General features: G+C 71.5%; 18 protein-coding genes. 8 read left to right on the top strand and 10 right to left on the bottom strand.

The genetic code is table 11. From position 1 onward, the window contains the following. Positions 1 to 195 precede the first annotated feature (195 nt). The gene (locus tag ACWDZ7_RS05505) at positions 196 to 2,223 is read right to left on the bottom strand and encodes a VMAP-C domain-containing protein (protein ID WP_451795066.1); all 2,028 of its coding nucleotides are present in this window, start codon (positions 2,221 to 2,223) and stop codon (positions 196 to 198) included. Then, positions 2,216 to 2,671, bottom strand: a complete 456-nt coding sequence (locus tag ACWDZ7_RS05510) for a CU044_2847 family protein (protein ID WP_451795067.1) — start codon at positions 2,669 to 2,671, stop codon at positions 2,216 to 2,218. Before ACWDZ7_RS05510 ends, ACWDZ7_RS05505 begins: the two co-directional genes overlap by 8 nt. Before the next feature lie 179 nt (positions 2,672 to 2,850). Here ACWDZ7_RS05510 and ACWDZ7_RS05515 point away from each other — a divergent pair, with 179 nt between their 5' ends. Continuing rightward, positions 2,851 to 3,033: a DUF6104 family protein gene (locus tag ACWDZ7_RS05515; RefSeq protein ID WP_055509879.1), complete on the top strand. Its 183-nt coding sequence runs from the start codon at positions 2,851 to 2,853 to the stop codon at positions 3,031 to 3,033. On the opposite strand, the gene ACWDZ7_RS05520 is transcribed toward ACWDZ7_RS05515, so the two are convergent. Continuing rightward, positions 3,034 to 3,957 carry a TIGR03620 family F420-dependent LLM class oxidoreductase gene (locus ACWDZ7_RS05520; protein ID WP_451795069.1) on the bottom strand — a complete coding sequence of 308 codons (924 nt, stop codon included), beginning with the start codon at positions 3,955 to 3,957 and terminating at the stop codon, positions 3,034 to 3,036. It abuts the gene before it with no gap. 141 nt (positions 3,958 to 4,098) lie between these two features. On the opposite strand from ACWDZ7_RS05520, the gene ACWDZ7_RS05525 reads away from it, so the two are divergent. Continuing rightward, the gene (locus ACWDZ7_RS05525) at positions 4,099 to 4,995 is read left to right on the top strand and encodes a TetR/AcrR family transcriptional regulator (RefSeq protein WP_451795070.1); all 897 of its coding nucleotides are present in this window, start codon (positions 4,099 to 4,101) and stop codon (positions 4,993 to 4,995) included. 437 nt (positions 4,996 to 5,432) lie between these two features. On the opposite strand, the gene ACWDZ7_RS05530 is transcribed toward ACWDZ7_RS05525, so the two are convergent. After that, on the bottom strand, positions 5,433 to 6,281 hold the full coding sequence (locus tag ACWDZ7_RS05530; protein WP_451795071.1) for a hypothetical protein: 849 nt from the start codon (positions 6,279 to 6,281) through the stop codon (positions 5,433 to 5,435). Positions 6,282 to 6,496: 215 nt separating this feature from the next. Here ACWDZ7_RS05530 and ACWDZ7_RS05535 point away from each other — a divergent pair, with 215 nt between their 5' ends. Beyond that, positions 6,497 to 7,432 carry a DUF4097 family beta strand repeat-containing protein gene (locus tag ACWDZ7_RS05535; protein ID WP_451795367.1) on the top strand — a complete coding sequence of 312 codons (936 nt, stop codon included), beginning with the start codon at positions 6,497 to 6,499 and terminating at the stop codon, positions 7,430 to 7,432. A gap of 1 nt (position 7,433) precedes the next feature. After that, a complete protein-coding gene (locus ACWDZ7_RS05540; protein ID WP_451795073.1) occupies positions 7,434 to 8,774 on the top strand; it encodes a helix-turn-helix transcriptional regulator in 1,341 nt (446 codons plus the stop codon). Between the two features lie 64 nt (positions 8,775 to 8,838). On the opposite strand, the gene ACWDZ7_RS05545 is transcribed toward ACWDZ7_RS05540, so the two are convergent. The 4 genes from ACWDZ7_RS05545 to ACWDZ7_RS05560 form a co-directional block, all read right to left on the bottom strand. Next, positions 8,839 to 9,462: a Clp protease N-terminal domain-containing protein gene (locus ACWDZ7_RS05545; protein ID WP_451795074.1), complete on the bottom strand. Its 624-nt coding sequence runs from the start codon at positions 9,460 to 9,462 to the stop codon at positions 8,839 to 8,841. Continuing rightward, a complete protein-coding gene (locus tag ACWDZ7_RS05550) occupies positions 9,462 to 9,671 on the bottom strand; it encodes a helix-turn-helix domain-containing protein (RefSeq protein ID WP_451512743.1) in 210 nt (69 codons plus the stop codon). The genes ACWDZ7_RS05545 and ACWDZ7_RS05550 overlap by 1 nt, the downstream gene beginning before the upstream one ends. Positions 9,672 to 9,793: 122 nt before the next feature. Beyond that, a complete protein-coding gene (locus ACWDZ7_RS05555) occupies positions 9,794 to 10,756 on the bottom strand; it encodes a zinc-binding dehydrogenase (protein ID WP_451795075.1) in 963 nt (320 codons plus the stop codon). 207 nt (positions 10,757 to 10,963) lie between these two features. Then, positions 10,964 to 12,187, bottom strand: a complete 1,224-nt coding sequence (locus tag ACWDZ7_RS05560) for an NAD(P)-dependent malic enzyme (protein WP_451512741.1) — start codon at positions 12,185 to 12,187, stop codon at positions 10,964 to 10,966. A 474-nt stretch (positions 12,188 to 12,661) separates the two neighbouring features. Between ACWDZ7_RS05560 and ACWDZ7_RS05565 the strand changes: the two genes are divergently transcribed. The 3 genes from ACWDZ7_RS05565 to ACWDZ7_RS05575 all read left to right on the top strand — a co-directional run bounded on the left by ACWDZ7_RS05565 (position 12,662) and on the right by ACWDZ7_RS05575 (position 15,400). Further along, complete coding sequence (locus ACWDZ7_RS05565; protein ID WP_451795076.1) at positions 12,662 to 13,618, top strand: ABC transporter substrate-binding protein; 957 nt, start codon at positions 12,662 to 12,664, stop codon at positions 13,616 to 13,618. 76 nt (positions 13,619 to 13,694) lie between these two features. Continuing rightward, positions 13,695 to 14,639, top strand: a complete 945-nt coding sequence (locus ACWDZ7_RS05570; protein ID WP_451795077.1) for an amino acid ABC transporter permease — start codon at positions 13,695 to 13,697, stop codon at positions 14,637 to 14,639. Then, positions 14,639 to 15,400 (top strand): amino acid ABC transporter ATP-binding protein, encoded by a 762-nt coding sequence (locus tag ACWDZ7_RS05575; RefSeq protein WP_451795078.1) that lies wholly within the window; start codon positions 14,639 to 14,641, stop codon positions 15,398 to 15,400. Before ACWDZ7_RS05570 ends, ACWDZ7_RS05575 begins: the two co-directional genes overlap by 1 nt. 121 nt (positions 15,401 to 15,521) lie before the next feature. Here the strand turns inward: ACWDZ7_RS05575 and ACWDZ7_RS05580 are convergent, their stop codons facing one another. Continuing rightward, entirely contained in the window at positions 15,522 to 16,307 is a 786-nt protein-coding gene (locus tag ACWDZ7_RS05580; protein WP_451795080.1) for a class I SAM-dependent methyltransferase, read from the bottom strand. A 91-nt stretch (positions 16,308 to 16,398) separates the two neighbouring features. On the opposite strand from ACWDZ7_RS05580, the gene ACWDZ7_RS05585 reads away from it, so the two are divergent. Further along, positions 16,399 to 17,049 carry a CGNR zinc finger domain-containing protein gene (locus tag ACWDZ7_RS05585; protein WP_451795081.1) on the top strand — a complete coding sequence of 217 codons (651 nt, stop codon included), beginning with the start codon at positions 16,399 to 16,401 and terminating at the stop codon, positions 17,047 to 17,049. Here ACWDZ7_RS05585 and sodX read toward each other — a convergent pair. After that, positions 16,932 to 17,363, bottom strand: coding sequence for a nickel-type superoxide dismutase maturation protease (gene sodX, locus ACWDZ7_RS05590; protein ID WP_451795369.1), 432 nt, complete (start codon positions 17,361 to 17,363; stop codon positions 16,932 to 16,934). The genes ACWDZ7_RS05585 and sodX overlap by 118 nt on opposite strands. Positions 17,364 to 17,465 lie beyond the last annotated feature (102 nt).

Below are 17,465 nucleotides of genomic sequence, written 5' to 3' on the forward strand. Positions count from 1 at the left end.
GGCGACTTCGGTGCTTCGGTGCTTCGGTGACTTCGGTGCTTCGGTGACCGGTCAGGTCCTGGCCGACGGGGGTGACGCGCGCCCGCGACGGGCCCATGGGAATGTACCCACGCGCGCGTGCCTCAACAGCGTGTTCCGGCCAGGGGATTGTCGGATCCGCGCCATCGGCGGACGTACGTGTGTCCGGCGTCGCCCTCACGGCGAGTCCGCCGGCATCGTGTCCTCGGGCGGCAGCGGCCTGCGCGGGTCGTCGTACAGCAGGGCGAGCGGTTCGGCCCAGCGGCGGTCGCTCCGGCCGGCGCTGATGTCCTGCCGGATGTGCCGGAGCGCGTCGGGCAGTTCGGCCACCGACTCCACCCGGCCGAGCAGCCGCTCCACGCCCGCGTGCAGCTCCTCGCACGAGTCCTGGCAGCCGCGGGTGGCGTGCCCCTCGATGTGCCAGAGCATGACGCCGTGGCCGCTGCCGAGGGCGAGCTTCATGGCGTCGCGGCCGGCGCCGCGCCCGGCGGGGCGGCACATCACGGGGATCGACGCGTGCGGCAGCTTCTGGAAGTGCCGGGCCTGCGGCCTGCTGTCCCGCTCGGGCACCCTGGCGGGCGCCAGCTCCCGGGCCGCCGCGATCGCCTCCCAGCGTCCGTGCCAGTCGGCGTTGTCCGGATCCACGCGGCGCGCGAGGTCGCGCAGGACCACGCGCCGCTGAGTGCCGAGGCGCTCGGTGGCGTACAGCTTGGCGATGTCGTCGAACTGCCAGCGGTGCACCTGGGTGTCGAAGTGCTCGGCGGGCAGGGCGAATTCCAGCGGTACGGGGGCGCCCTCGCCGTCGAGCCTGTGCAGGGTCCGGCTCAGCGGGGCGCGCAGCGCCTGGACTAGCTCGCCGGGCAGAAACCCTTCACCGGAGTAGTCCTCGGCGGCCATCTCCGTGTCGCCGCGCTCGAAATCGCCCCCCTGCCCGCTGTGGTTGATCCACACCTGCCAGTGGAAACGCGCGGGCGTCACGCTGATCACCGGGTCGAGCAGGACGGTCACCGTGGGCCCCTCCCCCGGCCCCGGGTAGGGCACGGCCGCGTGCTCCGGGCCGCCGGGCTCGGGGCGCAGCTCGTCGGGGAGCCGGGCGTCGGTCACCAGGGCGTGCAGATGGGTGCGGTCGTCCTCCCTGAGCCGCTCGGCGACCCAGGCCTCCAGCGGCTCGGCGTCGCCGCCACGGCTGCGTACGTACGCGGCGACGAGCCGCAGATAGTGCAGGAACGTCAGCGCGTCCTCGGGCAGGGCGCCGTCGTAGAGCAGCCCATGGCCGTCGCGCCAGGTCATCAGCGCGGGGGTGGCACCGGGCGGCCTGCGGCCCCGCACCTTGCGCACGATCTTGGCGACGGAGGGCGCGGCGCCCGGGTCGGGCAGGCGGGCGAGCAGGCCGAGGGCGGCACGGCGGTCCTTCGGGGTCCACAGGTCGGGGCCTGGGCGCCGCTCCGTGCCGAGGAGCCGCTGCTGTTCGTCGATCCAGTTGTCGCCGGTGATGACGCGCGGGACGGTGCCGTGCCAGCGGTCGTGGGCGGCGGTCACCTCGCGGTAGGCGGCACCGAACCGCCGCAGCGCGAGCGTCGCCACGGCCATGCCGCCGTCCCGCTCCCTGCGGCGCGACTTGATGAGGCCGACGACGGCGCCGGTGCGCGGGTCGAGCAGGGGGCCGCCGGAGACGCCCTTGGGGAAGGCGATGTCGGGCTTGAAGCGCAGCCCGGCGCCGTCGTCGCGGACGTTGATCTCGGCGTCGGCGCTCCAGGGCTTGGCGCCCGCGCTCGCCTCGTTCTCGTCCGGCCGGTAGCCGTACGCGACGACCTCGCCGAAGGGCCGTACGGCGCGGTCGGCGAGCCACACGCACTCGTGCTCGACGGTGTCGTCGAGGAGCCGGACCAGCGCGAGGTCCTCCTCGGGCGGCACGAGGGACCGCTCGTGGTCGCTGATCAGCCAGTGCGCGAGACGGGCCGCCACGGGGATGCCGTCATCGAGATCGGCACCACGCACCGCGAACGGCCGCTCACGATCCCTGGCGAGGTGCGGCCGCAGCACATGGGCACAGGTCAGCACCCACCCGGGCGCGACAAAAAAGCCACTGCCCCACATAGGCACGTCCCCCACACCCCCACACCCGGCACCGCCACCGTCCCCCGCGAGGAGGTGCACGGTGGCGGCTTGCGCGAGGGCGTCCAGGCGGGGGGTGGGCTCAGGCATGTGGGGGTGCGGGGGGATGGGGGGTGGCGGTGGGGTTGGCGCGGTTGGCGCCGCCGTGGACAGCTGGAGGGACGTCAGGCGCGGCGGCGCCGTGCGCGGCCGGAGGGACGTCGGGCGTGGCGGCGTGGCCGTTCAGCTGCCAGGTGAGCGTGACCTGTACGGACGCCTTGGCCTCGCCCTCGGCGAGCACGGCGATGACCTTGCCCGGCTTGGCGCTCAGCTCCACGCCGAAGGTGACGCTGGCCTCGTCGGGCCGCGCGGCGGCCGCGGCGTCGAGCACGGTGCCGCCGACCCCGCGGATCAGCTCGCCCAGCTCCTCGACCTTGGCGACGGCGCTGTCGAGGACGCCGACGTCCTCGTCGTCCTCACCGTGCCCGCCGACCGCGCCGATCCTGGCGTACACGGTCTTCCCGCCGGGCAGCTCGATCCGCTGGACATGCCCCGACACAGCCCATCCCCCCGCTCTCAACTCACCCTACGAACCCCGCTACTTGATCTGCGACGAGGTTACTGGCCTGCACGGTTGCAGGGCGAGCCCCGCAGGCCGTACGGATCCGGCCACACCGGCGGCACAGCGCCCACCGCCTACCATGAGGCGACAGAGACCGTCCGCATCAGGAGCATGAGTTGTACTTCACCGACCGTGGCATCGAGGAGCTGGAGAAGCGGCGCGGCCAGGAGGAGGTCACCTTCGAGTGGCTCGCCGAACAGCTCCGCACCTTCGTGGACCTGAACCCCGACTTCGAGGTCCCGGTCGAGCGTCTGGCGACGTGGCTCGCGCGGCTGGACGACGAGGACGAGGACGAGTAGTCACACCCCCACGAGCGCGGGCGCGAGCTCACGCCACTCGGGCAGCGGCAGGGCCGCGGGATCAGCCGTGAGCACCTGTACGCAGACGTGGTCGGCGCCCGCGTCGAGATGCTCCCGCACGCGCGCGTGGAGCACGTCCACGTCTCCGTGGGCGACGATCGCGTCGACCAGCCGCCGACTGGGCCGCCCGCCGGCGATGTCCTCGTCGCCGAAGCCCATGCGGCGGACGTTCGCCGCCTGGTGGGGCGCGCTGGCGACGTAGCCCGCGACGTGCCGGGCGGCCACCTCGCGGGCCCGCTCGACGTCCGTGTCCAGGACGACGGCCTGCTCGACGCCGAGGAAGGCGTCCGTTCCCATGATCTCGCGCGCGAGAGCGGTGTGCTCCACGGGCACGAAGTACGGATGTGCGCCCCAGGCCCGCTCGGCGGCCAGCGCCAGCATCTTCGGGCCGAGCGCTGCCAGGACGCGGCGCGGCGCCGGGTCGGGAACCGGCCCGTGGGCCGGGGCGGCGTCCATGGAGTCCAGATAGCGGCGCATCGTCGAAAGGGCCCTCCCTCGCGCGGGGACGGGATATCCGTCGACCTCATGGACGGTGTCGTCGACCCGGTGGCCGCCGAGGCCCAGCAGATAGCGCCCCGGGAAGGCCTCGCCGAGCGTGCGTTCGGCCGTCGCCATGGCGAGGGGGTCCCGGAAGGCGATGTTGGCGATTCCCGAGGCGACGACGATGCGCCGCGTCGCCGAGAGCAGCAGCCACGCCTGCCCGACCGCGTCCCGCCCGAACGCCTCCCCGTACCAGAGTGCGCCGTAACCCAGCTCCTCGATCTCCGCCGCGGCTTCGCGCACACGTCCCGCGGGCTGCCCCTCGAAGGCGAGCGTCCAGATTCCCGCCCGGCCGAGCCCGTTCCGCCCCATGGCGTCAGTCATCACTGCCCCCAACACAGAAGCCTTCCGGAGACCCTCTCCGGATAATCTCATGAGACGATACGGAGAACCGCTCCGGATGGCTAGGGACGGGGGGCGACGGGACAGGAAAATGGGGCGATGACGAAGGCCGAGGAACGCACAATGAGCGGCGAGCGAGCGAAGTCCGCGGAACGGACGAAGACGGAGCCGCGGTCACGGCGGGCCACCGCCACCACCCCTGCTGCCGCCGCCCCTGCCGCGACCGCTACCACCCCTGCCGCCGCCCCCACCCCTGCCGCGCCCGGCACCACCGCTGCCGCGCCCGCCACCACCACACCCGTGACCGGCACCCCCACATCCGGGGCCGGCACCGGCACCGGCCCCCCACCGGACACCGACCCGGCGCTCGGAGCCGACACGGGCACCACACCTGAGACGACCGATCCCGCACCCGTCCCCGTCCCCGCCCCAGTCGGCCGGCAGCCCCGCGCGGACGCCCGCCGCAATCGTGAGCGCATCGTCGCCGCGGCGCGCGAGGCATTCTCCGAAGCGGGTCCGGACGCGTCCCTGAACGACATCGCCCGCCGGGCAGGTGTCGGCCCGGGCACGCTCTACCGCCACTTCCCCGCGCGCCACGCCCTGCTGACAGCGGTACTGAAAGACCGCATCGACACCCTGTGCGACCGCGCGGACGAGCTAGCGGACGCCACCTCACCCGACGAGGCGCTGACCGAGTGGCTGCGCGCCTTCCTCGCCCACGCGCGCGGCAGCCATGGCCTGGGAGGCGCCCTGATGGCCGAAGAGCCGCATCCGCAGCCGCACACACCGGATGCTCCGGACTCCTTCGACTGTCATCAGCGCATCCAGGACACGGCACACCGACTGCTGACGCGCGCGCAGCGCACGGGCACGGCCCGCCGGGACCTCACCGCCCCCGACCTGGTCCAGCTGATCGTCGGAATCGCCCTGTCGACGGCCCATACGACCGCGGACCCCGGTCGACCGGAGCGCCTGCTGGCCTTGGTCCTCGACGCGGTGTCAGCACGCCCGAAGCCCTAACCCGAGCCGACCCGACTCGACCGGGCCAGGCCGGACCAGACCAGACTGGACCGGGCCAGACCGGACCAGGTGAGACCGGACCAGGCCAGGTGAGACCGGACCAGGCCGGGCCGGACCAAGCCGGGCCGGACCGGACCAGGACGGGTGGGACCGGACCAGGACGGGTGGGACCAAGCCAGACCAGGCCAGGCTGGGCCGGGCCAGAACGGGTTGGGCCGGGCCAGAACGGGTTGGGCCGGGCCAGAACGGGTTGGGCCGGGCCGGGCCAGAACGGGCCGGGCCAGACTGGGCCAGGCCGGGCCGGGCCAGACCAGACTGGGCTAGGCCGGGCCAGATCGGGCTGGGCCAGGCCGGGCCAGATCGGGCTGGACCGGGCCCGGCTAGACCGGCCCGGCCCCGACCGGGAGGCTCAGTCACCGAGGACCATCGCGAGGAGGTCAGCCGCGCCGCCGGCCCCAGCCCTCCGCCCGCATCCGGTCGTACGCGAGTCCGAGCGCCCCCTGCGCCAACAGCACCGCGGCCGCCGCGGCCCAGCCCCCGCTGCGCCGCCGTACCGCCCACGCCGCGAGCGGCAGACCGGCCGCCACCTGCGCCACGGCCAGCGCCCGCGCCTTGGGCCCGCGCACCCAGGGGCCGAGCGGACCGTTGTCGACCACGTCGAACTCCGCCCGCACCGCGTCCCGCCATCCGGACCATTCGACCGTACGTACGTCCCGCTGCACCCGCGCGACCTCACGGAGCCGGTCGGCCGCTTCGCCGGGACCCAGGCCCACGGGAAGGGCGAGGCCCGCGCGCGTGAGGACACCGAGAAGACCACGCACCCTGGAGCGCGCGTCGGCCCCCGTGTCGGGCCTGGCCAGCGCCTCCAGGGACTGCATGTCCAGAACGGGATCGAGGCCGAGCCGCGCGGCGAACGTCCGCATCGCCTCGTCCTCGCCGACCGGCGTGCCGTTCGCGAGCCATTCGTAGCCGACGGTGCGCCGGAAACCGGCGGCGAGGGTGTAGCCGGAGCGGTCGGTGTCCCACCACAGGGCGAGCACGGGCCGGCCCGAGCCGACCGCCAGCGCGGTGGCCCAGCCGGTGAGCACCCGGTCGACCGGCTCCTCGCCGTGCAGCCAGGGCTTGCCCTCGGGCACCAGCACGCTCCAGCCGCTGCCGGCCGGCGCGAGCAGCATCCCCTCGCGGAGCAGATGGGCCGCGGGCTCCAACGTGTCGATGTCGGCCCGGCAGAGCAGCAGCGCACCGACGCCCTGGGCATGCGCACGCTCGGAAGCTTCTGACGACATGACCCCCACGCTAGGACAGATCACAACATTCGGCGCATAAACCGCGACAGTTGGCCGCAGGCCACCACACGGCAGACGGTTCACCCTCGCCGTGTCTTGACTTCCCGCAACCGCGATATATCGTGAATAGCAGAGACGCGATATGGCGCGTCGTCATCGCCGCGTCACACCCGCCCGTCAAGGTTCCACGTCGCCAAGGAGGTCAGCCCATGTCCGTGTCGGAGTGGTCCGTCGCCGAGCCCCGGAAGCTCACGTTCGACGCCCCGGTGGCGACACTCCGGGTCCGCGTGGTCAACGGAACGGTGAACGTGATGGGCACGGACGGAGGTTCCGCCCGCCTGGAGGTCTCCGACATCGAAGGCCCTCCCCTGACCGTCATCCAGGCAGACGGAATCCTCTCCGTCGCCTATGACGACCTGCCCTGGAAGGGCTTCCTCAAGTGGCTCGACCCCAAGGGCTGGCGCCGCAGCGCGGTGATCTCGCTGGCCGTGCCCGCGGGCACCCGCGTGGAGGTGGGCGTGGTCGGCGCGGGCGCCATGGTCTCCGGCATCGAGGGGCACGCGGAGGTGAAGGGCGTCACCGGCGACACGACTCTGGTCGGCCTCTCGGGCCCGGTCCGCGCGGACACGGTCGCCGGGAACGTCGAGGTGCAGAGCGTCACCGGCGACCTGCGGTTCAACTCCGTGTCCGGTGACCTGACCGTCGTCGAGGCAGCGGGCTCCTCGGTCCGGGCCGATTCCGTGAGCGGATCGATGATCGTGGACCTCGACCCGGCGGGCAGCCCGACGGACGTCGCCCTGACGAGCGTCTCGGGAGAGATCGCGATCCGCCTCGCCCACCCGGCGGACGCGGAGGTGGAGGTGGACACCGCGAGCGGCTCGGTGTCGAACGCCTTCGTGGATCTCAAGGTCAGCGGCGGTGGAGTCTCCCCTGCCCCGGGCCGTTCGAGGGCTTGGGGATGGGGCGCCAAGCGGATCACGGGACGGCTCGGCTCGGGCAGCGGAAGGCTCAGGGCGACGACGGTCTCCGGGTCGGTCGCGCTCCTGCGCAGGCCACCGACGGAGGAAGATCCATACGACGAGGCCCCCCTGGACATCCCCCCCGCGGACACCGCCGACCCGACCGACCCGACCGACAAGAAGGTGCTCTGAAATGCCTCCCGTGTTCGCCCACGGCCGCCTGCGCCTGTATCTGCTCAAGCTGCTCGACGAGGCCCCCCGCCACGGCTATGAGGTGATCCGCCTCCTCGAAGAACGCTTCCAGGGGCTGTACGCACCCTCGGCCGGCACGGTCTACCCGCGCCTCGCGAAGCTGGAGGCCGAGGGCCTGGTCACGCACACCACCGAGGGCGGCCGGAAGGTCTACGCCATCACGGACGCCGGCCGGGCCGAGCTGGCCGGCCGCGGCGGCGAGCTGGCCGATCTGGAGCTGGAGATCCGCGAGTCGGTCGCCGGGCTCGCCGCCGAGATCCGCGACGGAGTCCAGGGCGCGGCGGGCGAGCTGCGCCGTGAGATGCGGGCCGCTGCCGAGGAAGCACGCGCCTCGGGTGGCGCGGGCTCCTCCACGGGCTCCTCCACCGGCAAGGGCTTCCCCGACGCGGCCGACTTCTTCGAGGGCGCCTGGGGCGACAAGGACGGCTGGCGCCAGGCGAAGGAGGAGTTCAAGCGCGCCAAGCAGGAGTGGAAGGAGCAGGCGCGCCGCGCGAAGGACGAGAGCCGCCGCGCCCGCGAGGAGGCCCAGCGGGCACGCCGCCAGGCCAGGGACGCCCAGGAGAAGGCGCGGACCATGGCCCAGGAAGAGATCCAGCGCATCGCCCAGCGCGTCCAGGAACAGGTCCAGGACCACTTCACACGGGGCGACTGGCCGACGGGCGTACGCGAGGGCCTGACCGAACTGGCCAAGGAGTTCAGCGACTTCGGCCTGGACCTCGGCAAACACTTCCCCCACTCGCCCGGCCGGCGCCCTGCCCCTGGGGCCACCCCGGGAACCGACCCCGGGGGCGCGCCCGAAGGCACCCCCACGAGCCGGCCCCAGGCCGAACCGGGAGCCGGGTCCGGGAGCGGGCCGGGAAGCGAATTCCGAGCCGGCTCCGGGAGCGAGGCCCGTCCTGGCTCCGACTCCAGCCCGGACACCATGCGCAAGCCCACGGCACCCCGGACAAGCGCCGGGACCGACCCCGTAAGCACGCCCGTGGCCGACTCCCTAACCGAGCCCGGAGCCGCCTCCAGAAGTGAGCCCGAGGCAGGCCCCGGACCCAAGTTCAGCGCCGCCCCCGAGGGGCTGGCCGTGGATTACCTCCCCGAGTGGGCCCAGGAGGACTCGACCGGCGATCCGGCCCGTGATCTCGACCGCCTGCTCGACCGGTTCCGTGACGACATCCGCGACGCGGCCCGCGACAACGGCGTCAGCGAGGGCCAACTCCGCGATGTCCGCGATCACTTGGCGTCGGCCGCCGCCCATATCGGGGCGGCCCTGCGCCCACCGAGGACCTGACGTCGGGCGGCGTCGACCGAGGCCGGACCCGCGTCAGACCGCGTCAGACCGCGTCAGACCCGCCTCAGTCGACGCCACCCGCGCCCGCACCCCGGCCCGCGGCCCCGCCGTGAAGGACCCGGTCCACCGACGCATGGGTGACCCCGTGATCCGCGAGCACCTCCGCGACGACGCCCGGGCGGACGGTGAGGGCGAGCAGGATGTGCTCGTCGCCGATGCGACGGTCACGGCGGGCGGTGGCGATGCGCAGGGACTTCACCAGGGCGTCCTTGGCCTCGCGGGAGAAGGGCACACGGCCGAACCAGGCCCGCCCGGCCTTACCGCCCCCTTTACCCGCCTTGCCCACCTTGCCCGCCTTCCCGCCGCCGCCCGCCAACGCACCCTCACCGTGCGTCTCTTCGACCCGGGAGACGAACTCGGCCACGTCGATGCCGAGCCCGGCCAGCGCGTCCGTGTCGGCCTGCGACAGGCCACCACGGCGCCGCGCACCGCTCAGCGCCTCCTCGATCGAGTCCCGGTGGCGTGCGGCCCCGAGCGAGGCCAGGGCGAAGGACCCCCGGCTCGCCTCACGGTCGAGCAGGGCGAGCAGCATGTGCCCGCCGTCGACCGAGTCGGCGCTCCCCCGCTCCGCGTGCTCGACCGCGCCCAGCACCACGGCGCGGGCGTCCTTGGTGAACCGCTCGAACATCACTGCCTCCCGTACTTCTTGTGCACGGCCTGCCTGCTCACTCCGAGCTCCGCGGCGATCTCCTGCCACGACCAGCCCTGCCGGCGCGCACCGCGCACCTGCACGGCCTCGAGCCGCTCCACCAGCTTCCGCAGCGCGGAAACGGCCCGCAGCCCGACCCGTGGGTCCTGATCACCCGCGCGCTCGGCGAGATCCGTAGCTTCGGTCATGCATGTCAACTTACGTTGACAGGAGCCCGTCGTCAACCATGGTTGACACGAGGAGTGGGGGGCGAGACGCGAAACCCCAACCCGCAACCCCCAACCGGCAACCCCCAACCGCCAACCCCCGCTCAGGCCTCCAGCACGATCTTCCCGAACTGCTCCCCGGACTCCAGCCGCTCAAAGCCCTCACGCGCCCGGTCCAGCGGAAGGACCTCGTCGATGACGGGGCGCACACCGGTCGTGGCGCAGAAGGAGAGCAGGTCCTCCAGTTCGTCCTTGGTGCCCATCGTCGAGCCGACGACCTTCAGCTCCAGGAAGAAGATCCGGGTGAGTTCCGCGTGCGAGGGACGGTCACCGCTCGTCGCCCCCGAGATGACCAACGTACCGCCCGGCTTCAGCGACTTGACCGAGTGCGACCAGGTCGCCGCGCCCACCGTCTCGATGACGGCGTCGACCCGCTGCGGCAGCCGGGCGCCCGACTCGACCGCCTCCACGGCGCCCAGCTCCACCGCCCGTTTCCGCTTGGCCTCGTCGCGACTGGTGGCGAAGACCCGCAGGCCCGCCGCCTTGCCGAGCATGATCGCGGCCGTGGCGACGCCACCACCGGCGCCCTGCACGAGGACCGAGTCCCCGGGGCGCACACCGGCGTTGGTGAAGAGCATGCGGTACGCGGTGAGCCACGCGGTCGGCAGGCAGGCCGCCTCGGCGAAGGACAGCTCCTTCGGCTTGGGAAGCACGTTCCAGGTGGGCACGGCCACGCTCTCCGCGAAGGTCCCCTGGTACTTCTCGGTCAGGATGGACCGGCCCTCGCGGGGTCCGACCCCGTGCCCGGACTGCCCGATGACGGAGTGCAGGACGACCTCGTCGCCGTGCTCGTCGATCCCGGCGGCGTCACAGCCGAGGATCATCGGCAGCTTCTCCTCGGCCAGGCCGACCCCGCGCAGCGACCACAGGTCGTGGTGGTTCAGAGAGGCGGCTTTGACCTTCACGGTCGACCAGCCGGGGCGCGCCTCGGGGGCGGGACGCTCCCCCAACTCAAGGCCGCTCAGCGGCTGGTCACGGTCGATTCGGGCAGCGTAGGCAGCGAACATGACGCCGACCATAGGCCGCCGCCGGGCCACGAAGGAACCTCGTACGAATGTGACACGCACCGCGTCCGCCCCCAGCCAGGCCGCCAGGCCACCAGGCCGCCACCCCGCGCCCCCGCCCCCGCCCCGGAAACACCGCGTCCCCCGCCGCGAAACACACGGCAGGGGACACGGTCACACCATCACGCAGGCGCACCATCACGCAGACACTCAGCTGCGAGCGACACCCTCCGCACGCGCGGCAGCGGCCACCGCCGCTGTCACAGCCGGGGCGACCCGCTCGTCGAACGGCGACGGAATCACGTACTCCGCGGAGAGCTCGTCCCCGACGACCCCCGCGAGGGCGTCGGCCGCGGCGATCTTCATGCCCTCGGTGATCTGCGAGGCCCGCACCTGGAGCGCCCCGGCGAAGATGCCCGGGAAGGCGAGGACGTTGTTGATCTGGTTCGGGTAGTCAGAACGCCCGGTCGCCACCACGGCCGCGTACTTGTGCGCGACGTCCGGGTGGACCTCCGGGTTCGGGTTGGCCATGGCGAACACGAAGGAGTTGGGCGCCATGGAGGCGACGGCCGGCTCGGGGACGGTTCCGCCCGAGACGCCGATGAAGACGTCCGCACCGGCGAGCGCGGCCTCCAGCGAGCCGCTCAGCCCGGCCTTGTTGGTGAGCTCGGCGAGTTCCCGCTTGACCGGCGTGAGGTCGTCCCGGTCACGGCTGACGATGCCCTTGCGGTCCGCGACCGCCACGTCCCCGAGTCCCGCTTCGAGCAGGAACTTGGCGATGGCGACACCGGCCGCACCGGCACCGGAGATGACGGCACGCAGCTCACCGAGGGTCCGGCCGGTCAGCTTCGCCGCGTTGCGCAGCGCCGCCAGCGTCACGACGGCCGTGCCGTGCTGGTCGTCGTGGAAGACCGGGATGTCGAGCCGCTCCTGGAGCTTGCGCTCGATCTCGAAGCACCGGGGCGCCGAGATGTCCTCCAGGTTCACGCCACCGAAGGACGGGGCGAGCCGCACCACGGTCTCGACGATCTCATCGGCGTCGGTCGTCGCGAGCGCGATCGGCACCGCGTCCACGCCGCCGAACTGCTTGAAGAGAATGGCCTTGCCCTCCATGACGGGGAGCGAGGCCTCCGGGCCGATGTCGCCGAGGCCGAGCACGGCGGTCCCGTCGGTCACGACGGCGACGACATTCGACTTCCACGTGTAGTCATGGACGAGCTCCGGCCGCTCGGCGATCGCGCTGCACACTTTCGCGACGCCGGGCGTGTATGCGAGGGACAGGTCGTCCTTGTCGCGGACCGGCACGGTGGCCTGCACGGCCATCTTGCCGCCACGGTGCAGCGCAAAAGCCGGATCGAAGGGCTCGTCTGCACCAGCAGGGCCCTCATGATCCGTACTGCTGTCGCTGCGAGGATTGACGATCTCCGCTGCCACTGTTCTGACCCCTTAAGTCTTAATCATTCGTTGAGGGTGTCCACTCCCGGTTGAGAAGTGGGCGGGCACCGTGTCCGTTCCCCGTCTGTCGACGGGGGAGAGGTACGGACACGCGGGCGCGCCGCACACGCGCCCTGAGCCCCGGATGAGGGGTGTAGCCAACCTTTGTACCCGAAGGCGGTGCGCGCGGGCGAGTGGCATTGGTTTCAGGCCGGGCCAACAAGGGCCCCACGGGTCCACATGGCGAGATTCGCGGGATATCGATTGGTTAACGGCGGTTTGCGCCATGACCCATACGCCCGTGCCGTACCGGGCTGTGGGCATTCGCCGTCGGCCCGTTATCCGATTTTGACATCTCCGGCACCCAGAATCGGACGGTCCGAATGGCAAGATGCCGTCATCACACGAGGTCGCGACACCCGAAGGTGTGTGCCCGACCCATCGGCAACTCCCTCATCCGCCGGAGGACCCACCATGACCGCAAGCTCCATTTGTCGTAAGACCGCAGCAAAGTCCGCGAAGTCCCGGATTGCCGCGGTCGGCGCGATCGCGGTCGCCGGTGCGCTGCTGCTTTCCGGATGCGGTGACCAGACCAACGACAAGAAGAGCGACGCGGTCAGCAACGCGCCGCTCGCCGACAAGCTGCCCAAGGACATCCGCGCCAAGGGCGTCATCAAGGTCGGCTCCGACATCGCCTATCCGCCGGTCGAGTTCAAGGACAAGTCCGGCAACACGGTCGGTATCGACCCGGACATCGGCGAGGCGCTCGGCAAGCAGCTCGGCGTGCGGTTCGAGTTCGAGAACGGCACCTTCGACACCCTCCTCGGCGGCCTGCGCTCCAAGCGGTACCAGCTCGCCATGTCGGCCATGACGGACACCAAGAACCGTCAGGAGGGCATCGACGAGGAGACCGGCAAGAAGCTCGGCACGGGCGTGGACTTCGTCGACTACTTCACCGCGGGCGTCTCGATCTACACCAAGAAGGGCGACGACCAGGGCATCAGGACCTGGTCGGACCTCTGCGGCAAGAGGATCGTCGTCCAGCGCGGCACCGTCTCGCACGACCTGGCCAAGACCGAGTCGAAGAAGTGCAAGGGCGACAAGAAGATCTCCATCGAGCAGTACGACAACGACCAGCAGGCCCAGACCCGGCTGCGCTCCGGCGGCGCGGACGCCGGTTCGTCCGACTTCCCGGTGGCCGCGTACGCCGTGAAGACCTCCGGCGGCGGCAAGGACTTCCAGCTGGTCGGCGAGCAGGTCGAGGCGGCTCCGTACGGCATCGCGGTCTCCAAGAAGAACCCCGAACTGCGCGACGCGATCCAGGCCGCGCTCAACGCCATCATCAAGAACGGCGACTACGAAAAGATCATCAAGAAGTGGGGCGTCGAGGACGGCGCGGTCAAGGAAGCCAAGATCAACGGCGGCAAGTGACCGCGTCCCTCCCTTGGGCCGTGCCCTCCCTCCCAGGCCGTGTCCTAGCCGCTCCAGTCGCTGAAAGGCCACTCCCGTGACCACCGACATCTCCAAGAAGGGCCCCAGGGACGACGTCCCGAAGGCCTCACCGGCGGAGGCCATCAGGGCCATCCCGGTCCGCCACTTCGGCCGCTACATCGCCGCGGTCCTCGCGATCGGCATCTTCGCCTCGATCGTCTACGCCTTCTCGCAGGGTGACATCACCTGGGGCGCGATCCCCGACAACTTCTTCGACGAGCGCATCCTCAAGGGCGTCCGCGAGACGTTGATCCTCACCTTCCTCTCGATGCTCATCGGCGTCGTCGGCGGCGTCATCCTGTCCGTGATGCGCCTGTCGAAGAACCCGGTGACCTCGTCGATCGCCTGGTTCTACATCTGGTTCTTCCGCGGTACGCCGGTCCTGGTCCAGCTCTTCGTCTGGTTCAACCTCGGCTTCGTCTTCGACTATGTGAACCTCGGCCCCGTCTACAAGGACGAGTGGTCGGACTTCATGACGCCGTTCCTGACGGCGCTGCTCGGTCTCGGCCTCAACGAGGCGGCGTACATGGCGGAGATCTGCCGCGCCGGTCTGCTCTCGGTCGACGAGGGCCAGACCGAGGCCTCGCACGCGCTCGGCATGAGCCACAACAAGACGCTGCGCCGCGTGGTGCTGCCGCAGGCGATGCGCGTGGTCGTGCCGCCGACGGGCAACGAGTTCATCAACATGCTCAAGACGACGTCGCTGGTCGCCGCCGTCCAGTACTACGAGCTGCTCAAGTACGCCCAGGACATCGGCACCTCGTCGGGCGCGACCGTGGAGGCGCTGCTGCTCGCCGCCACCTGGTACCTGATCATGACGTCGATCCTCAGCGTCGGTCAGTTCTACCTGGAGCGGTACTACGCGCGCGGCTCGTCCCGTTCCCTGCCTGACACCCCCTTCCAGAAGATCAAGGCCAACATGCTGTCGCTGAGCAATCGCGGCGCGGGAGGTGTGCGCTGATGACCGCCATGGTGAAGGCCGAGGACGTCCACAAGTCCTTCGGTCACGTAGAGGTACTCAAGGGCATCGACCTGGAGGTGGCCAGCGGTGAGGTCTTCTGCCTGATCGGCCCGTCCGGCTCCGGCAAGTCGACGTTCCTGCGCTGCATCAACCACCTGGAGAAGGTCAACGCCGGTCGGCTGTACGTCGACGGGGAGCTGGTCGGCTACCGGCAGAAGGGGGACAAGCTGTACGAGCTCAAGGACAGCGAAGTCGCCCTGAAGCGCCGGGACATCGGCATGGTCTTCCAGCGCTTCAACCTCTTCCCTCACATGACGGCGCTGGAGAACGTCATGGAGGCGCCGGTCCAGGTCAAGGGCGTCCCCAAGGCCCAGGCCCGGGAGCGCGCCGGGCAGCTCCTGGAGCGCGTGGGCCTCGCCGACAAGGCGGGCAACTACCCCTCGCAGCTCTCCGGCGGCCAGCAGCAGCGCGTGGCGATCGCCCGCGCGCTCGCGATGGACCCGAAGCTGATGCTCTTCGACGAGCCGACGTCCGCGCTCGACCCGGAGCTGGTCGGCGACGTCCTCGACGTGATGCGCGACCTCGCCGAGTCCGGCATGACGATGGTCGTCGTCACGCACGAGATGGGCTTCGCCCGCGAGGTCGGCGACAGTCTCGTCTTCATGGACGGCGGCGTGGTGGTCGAGTCGGGCCGCCCGCGCGATGTGCTGGGCAATCCGCAGCAGGAGCGGACGCAGTCGTTCCTGTCGAAGGTGCTTTAGCGCTCCGCTGGGTGGGGCGGTTTTCGGCCTGTTTTTCGGGTGCGGGGGCGTCGTGGCCGGGCGCGCGGTTCCCCGCGCCCCTTGCAGGGGCGCCCCCTTCGGGCGCCCCTGTCTCTTCCGTCTACTTCAGGCCCAGGACCACCGCGTCCGAGGGCGAGGCCCATACCGGGCGGGCCTCCGCGAATCCCGCCTCGCGGAGAGCGCGGACGTGCCACTCGGCGGAGGGCATGTCGCCGTCGGCGTGATCGCCGTAGATCTCGAACCGCTTGGCGGTGGGGCCGGCGAGGACCGGGTCCTGGGCGGCGAGCTGCCACCACTCCTTCCAGTCCAGTACGCCCTCGGCCTTGGCGCGCTCCATCCGGCGGTGGCGGTAGGCGCTCTCGGCGGCGTTCAGGCGCGGGGTCGCCGGGTCGGGCATGTGGTCGGCGTTCATGAAGACGCCGCCGTCGCGGACGAGTCCGGCGAGCCGGCCGTAGAGCGTGGCGAGCGGTTCGCTGTAGAGCCAGTGCAGGGCGGTCGCGGTGAGCACGGCGTCGTACGAGTCGTGCGGGAGCGCGGAGACCCACTCGGGGTCCGTCAGGTCCGCGGTGACGAAGGTGACGCGGTCGTCGTCGGCGAAGGTGCCCTCGGCGATGGCGAGCAGCGCGGGGTCGAGGTCGACGCCGACACTGGTGGCGTCGGGGAACCTCTTGAGCAGCCGGTCCGTAATACTTCCCGTACCGCACGCCAGATCGAGCACGCGCGGCGCGGGGCCGACCACGGCCTCGACCATGTCGAGCATGATCTGGAACCGCTCCTCGCGGTCGGGCAGGTACCACTGCTGCTGCCGGTCCCAGCTCTCCTGCCAGGCGCGCCAGTCGGTGCCGAGTCCGGTCCCCGTCTCGACTCCAGTCCCCGTCTCCGTCATCTGAACCCCTCCAGTCCGTAATACCCTGGTACCGCGATCGGCTATTACTTGCCGACAAGATGACCATAGCCCGCCCCCGTAAGGACTACAAGTGGAACTGGCCTATTACTCGGACTACGCCGTACGCCTGGTCAACAGCGAGGAGCCGGGCCGCAACAAGGACACGCTGACCTCGGTCGAAGTGATCCGGGAGCTGTTCGGACCGAGCACGCAGATGGCGCGCCGCGCGACGGACTCCGACCTCACGCGCTTCCGTTCCGTACGGGGCAGGCTCCGGGCGGTCTTCGAGGCGGCGGACGACGGCGACGAGACGCTCGCGGTGGACCTGCTGAACTCACTGCTCCTGGAGTTCCCGGTGAGCCCGCAGATCTCGGGCCATGACCACCGGGACGACGACGGGCGCCCGCTGTGGCACATGCACCTCGCGGACCACCCCTCCAACGCCACCGCCGGGTACGCCGCGATCGCCGCGATGGGCCTCGCCTTCCACCTCACCGAGCACGGCGTGGACCGCCTGGGCCTCTGCGAGGCGGCGCCGTGCCGCAACGCCTACCTCGACACGTCCACGAACCGCTCCCGGCGCTACTGCTCGGACCGCTGCGCGACCCGCGCCAACGTCGCCGCCTACCGCGCCCGCAAGCGCCTGGAGACGGAGCGCTCGGCGAGCACCGGCCGCACGGCGGAGACCGCCCAGCGCACCAGCGTCAACGGCGAGCGCCGCCCGGACGCGGGCGGCCGGTAGCGGAACCGCACCGTCCCCAGGACCAGCTCTTCGGGGACGACGCCGTAGTCAGTACTGTCCCCACCCGCGAACGCGTTGTCGCCGAGCACCCACCAGCCGCCCTCGCGGCGCTCCTTGGCCCGCTTGACGACCAGCAGGTCCTGCTGGAACGGGTGGCGCAGGACCACCACGTCACCCGGGCGGACGCGCGCGCCCCACCGCACGAGCAGCCGGTCCCCGTGGTACAGCGTGGGCACCATCGAGGGACCCGTCACCTCGGCCGCGCCCCACGGCAGGACGGCCCTTCGCTCGCTCTCCTGCGACAGCTCCGGCATCACCGGCACCTCCCCGGTCCTATCCTCCACCGGTCCCAGTCTGACCCTGGACTTTTGTCCTAAGCCCATGGGGGCACTCGCGAAAACCGGCCTCTCACGGAG

The organism is Streptomyces sp. NPDC003032 (genome assembly GCF_053591415.1).